This is a genomic window from Okeania sp., assembly GCF_983059655.1.
Genome location: NZ_CEZPJD010000112.1, coordinates 1 through 3,571, shown reverse-complemented (window position 1 = coordinate 3,571; position 3,571 = coordinate 1). Strand labels below are relative to the sequence as shown.

At 36.0% G+C, this 3,571-nt stretch carries 2 protein-coding genes and 1 pseudogene; 2 read left to right on the top strand and 1 reads right to left on the bottom strand.

Features of this window, described 5'->3' with window-relative positions; translation table 11 throughout:
• Window positions 1-43: 43 nt before the first annotated feature.
• Window positions 44-1,432, bottom strand: a complete 1,389-nt coding sequence (locus AC3DU7_RS09165; protein ID WP_488039043.1) for a malic enzyme-like NAD(P)-binding protein — start codon at window positions 1,430-1,432, stop codon at window positions 44-46.
• A 1,229-nt stretch (window positions 1,433-2,661) separates the two neighbouring features.
• Between AC3DU7_RS09165 and AC3DU7_RS09160 the strand changes: the two genes are divergently transcribed.
• Window positions 2,662-2,946 (top strand): DUF2330 domain-containing protein, encoded by a 285-nt coding sequence (locus tag AC3DU7_RS09160; RefSeq protein WP_488039042.1) that lies wholly within the window; start codon window positions 2,662-2,664, stop codon window positions 2,944-2,946.
• A gap of 152 nt (window positions 2,947-3,098) precedes the next feature.
• A pseudogene (locus AC3DU7_RS09155) lies at window positions 3,099-3,571 on the top strand (DUF2330 domain-containing protein); the annotation flags it as partial.

The following is a 3,571-nucleotide window of genomic DNA, read 5'->3' as shown; positions in this document are numbered from 1 at the left end:
ACTACATCTACAGAAATACGGATATTTAAAAATCCAAAAGCTTTTAAATGGTGACTCCTTCTTGGCGAGCTGCGTGGGCCACTGCGCTGGCAACAGCAGTAGCAACCCTAGTATCAAAGACCGAAGGAATAATATGTTCTTTATCTAGGTCTGAAGTTTTGACTAATGAGGCGATCGCTCTAGCAGCTTCTAAATACATTGTAGATGTCAGAGTAGTGGCCCGACAATCTAAAGCACCACGAAATATGCCGGGAAATGCCAAAACATTATTAATTTGATTTGGGTAATCACTGCGACCTGTGGCCATAACTGCCACATCTCCTTTAACTAACTCTGGCTGTATTTCAGGAATAGGATTAGCCATAGCAAATACTATAGGGTCTTTAGCCATGGAACGCACCATTTCTGGAGTAACAACCCCTGGAGCACTCACACCTAAAAATACATCAGCGTCTACCAAAGCATCTGCTAAAGTACCTGAAGATTCAACAGCAAATTCTTGTTTTTCTGGGTTTAGACCTGTACGATCTTTTGAAACTATACCTTTAGAGTCACATAACCAAATTGTACTGGTCCCTGCTTTGCGTAACAAACGAGCGATCGCTATTCCTGCAGCACCAGCTCCATTAATGACAATACGAATATCTTCTATAGATTTTTTGACCAACTTTAAAGCATTAATCAATGCAGCTAAACTAACTATTGCAGTACCATGTTGGTCATCATGAAATACTGGAATGTCTAATATTTGGCGTAACTTGGCTTCTATTTCAAAACAACGAGGGGCAGCAATATCTTCTAAGTTTACTCCTCCAAATACAGGAGCAATATTTTTAACTGTTTCGATAATAGCATCAGTGTCTTGAGTAGCGAGACAGACTGGAAAAGCATCTACCCCAGCAAATTCTTTAAATAGCATTGCTTTACCTTCCATTACTGGTAAAGCTCCTCCTGGGCCGAGATTACCTAGTCCTAAAACTGCACTACCATCTGTAACAATGGCAACTGTGTTCTGTTTAATGGTGAGTTTATAGATTTGTTCGGGGTCTTCTGCAATAGCTTTGGATATTCTGCCTACTCCTGGGGTATAGGCCATTGATAGGTCAGATTGAGAATTTAGTGGTATTTTACCTTGGACTGTTATTTTACCACCACGATGTAAATTGAAGGTGCGGTCGTAGACATCAACTACTTTGATTTCTGTTAAGGCTTTAACTGCTTGGACAATTTTCTCGGCGTGTTCGGTACTATAGGCATCAACTGTAATTTCTCTGAGTGTAATTCGGCGACTTTGCTCTAGTAAGTTAATGTGGCCTATATTGCCTCCTTCTGATGCGATGGCTTGGGTAACGTTGGCCAACATTCCGGTGCGGTTAGGAGTTTCGAGGCGAATTGTTAGACTAAATGAAGGATTAGGTGTTAGTTGTACCATGTTAGGTTTGTTCTAGGTTTTGAGTTCTAGATTTTACTGTCATCGTAGTTAATATTAAGTTGTGATTTAGCATTTCTTGAGTTTAGTCAGGATTTTCTTCATTTCTTCTTTTATAGTTTTTTCTATCTATAAAAGCAGTTATCATTATTGCTCTTGAGTTATGCAATAGCTGAAACTGAAACAATAGAATATCAATAATTAGCCTTCTCTACTAGATAATTAAGAGACTGAATAGTTAAGTAAATCTAAAAAAAATAAAAAGAATAGGTAGTAGGTTGTAGGGAATACTCAATCATACAAAACTATAGCAATCCTATTTTATTCGTGTCAAAAATATTACTGCTTTTTAGGGAATAGCGGTCGTTTTGCTAGCGCATAACTACGTTAACGGCTATCGCCGACATGTTTGCGTAGCATTCCGCAGGAAAAAGCGGAGCTTCCCGTAGCTTTGCGCTAGCAAACGCCATATCCAATCGACCAAGAGAGCGGTCAGATCCCGCGTCGGCGTCAGCTCGCTTGCGGAATGCTGACCAAGAGAGGGAATAGGTAAGAGTTTCAGTTTTTTTATTTACTTTTTTATGTGTCACAACCTATTTAGGATTGCTATATTAACTACAAAAAAGTCGTCTAACAACGTTGACTAAAATTAGGAAAAATTTGAAATGGAAACTATGAATGTTTGATATCAAAAGTATGTGAATCTAGATAAATATTTCTTGACTGATATATTCTACTAAGTCTAAGTCACACTGAAAAAAATCACTAAATTATCTAGTAGTTGGAAGCTGAATATTAGTTTCTATTTTTGTTGTTTTTCACTTTTCTCTAATATCCGAAACTTGTGCATCTTACTAATTTGAAAATTCCTATAGCAGTCATATTTTATTTGTGTATAAAAATCTTACTGTTTTTAGGGAACATGGAATAGGGAACAGGGAAAAGGTAAGAGTTTCAGTTTTTTTATCTACTTTTTTATTTTTCACAAACAATTTAGGATTGCTATATATTTATTTGCCGAATAATTGAGATTTAAAGTCTCTATTTTAAAGAAAAAACAAGCGTTAGAGGTATGGAATTTTGCTCCGAACATATAAAGCGGAGAGCCTCTGAGAAGAGCAGGTCTCCTCAGCATATCCAATCGACTAAGAGAGAAAAAATTTTCCTTTGAATAATCCTATCCTTGAAAAGAAGAGATAATTATTAATTGTTAATTATTAATTATTGATTGTATGTTTTTAAAACTCAGGCTAAAAAAAATCATCAAATTATCTATAGTGGGAAGCTTAATATTAGTTTCTATGTCTATAGATGTCAAAAAATTTAGAAGTTTTTGTGGCTTTTTTGTGGCAAAGGTTGATGCTGAAATGTTTAATAACCACTCACAAGTGGCGATCGCTCATCAAGACAATCAAACAACTTACAGTTTAGCTTTTGATTATAAGGGGGAACCTGAAGAGTTTGCACTAATTTTACCGAAAAATTGTGGGTATGCGCCTCCCCTTTTAAGGGGATAATAAGCGGTCGAGGGATGGCGAGGTTTCCTCGCCATATCCAATCGACCAAGAGAAGAAAAATTTTCATCTCTTTGTCAATCCTCTTCTTTCAAGGAGAGGTAATTATTTATTATTCATTATTCATTATTCATTGTTGAACAGTACCAGTTGTACTAAAAAAGCAAGATGTAAGAGTTGTTTCACCAAAACTTTTTCAACGTTTAGATGATTTTACTTCTCCAAGGTTAGTTGAATATGATTTTTTTAATGGTAATGGCCCTAGAGGTGGTCTTAGAGGTGGGGGAATTAGGGATAGACTTCCCCGCCAAAATGTAAGAGTCATAGAAAGCTTCACGGTGGGAGAATATGATATTGTTATTTTAAGTGCAAGATAGTCTAATTCTTTAGAAGATTGGTTAAGGAAAAATCAGTATAAAATTCCTCGAGGTGCTGCTAAATATCTACAACCTTATATTAATAAGAAACTTTTCTTTTTTGTGGTAAGAGTTAACTTAGAAGCACAAGAAAAACTAGGTTTTCAAAATTTAAGACCTCTTCAGTTTACTGTCAGGAATTATCATCAGATTATGTTACCTTTTCAGTTGGGAAAAATTAATTCAGAGGATACTCAGAATATTATCGTTTA

Bases quoted from the DNA above. Each gene is read 5' to 3' on its own strand.
- AC3DU7_RS09165 (WP_488039043.1), bottom strand. From the start codon at position 1,432: ATGGTACAACTAACACCTAATCCTTCATTTAGTCTAACAATTCGCCTC.
- AC3DU7_RS09160 (WP_488039042.1), top strand. From the start codon at position 2,662: ATGTTTTTAAAACTCAGGCTAAAAAAAATCATCAAATTATCTATAGTG.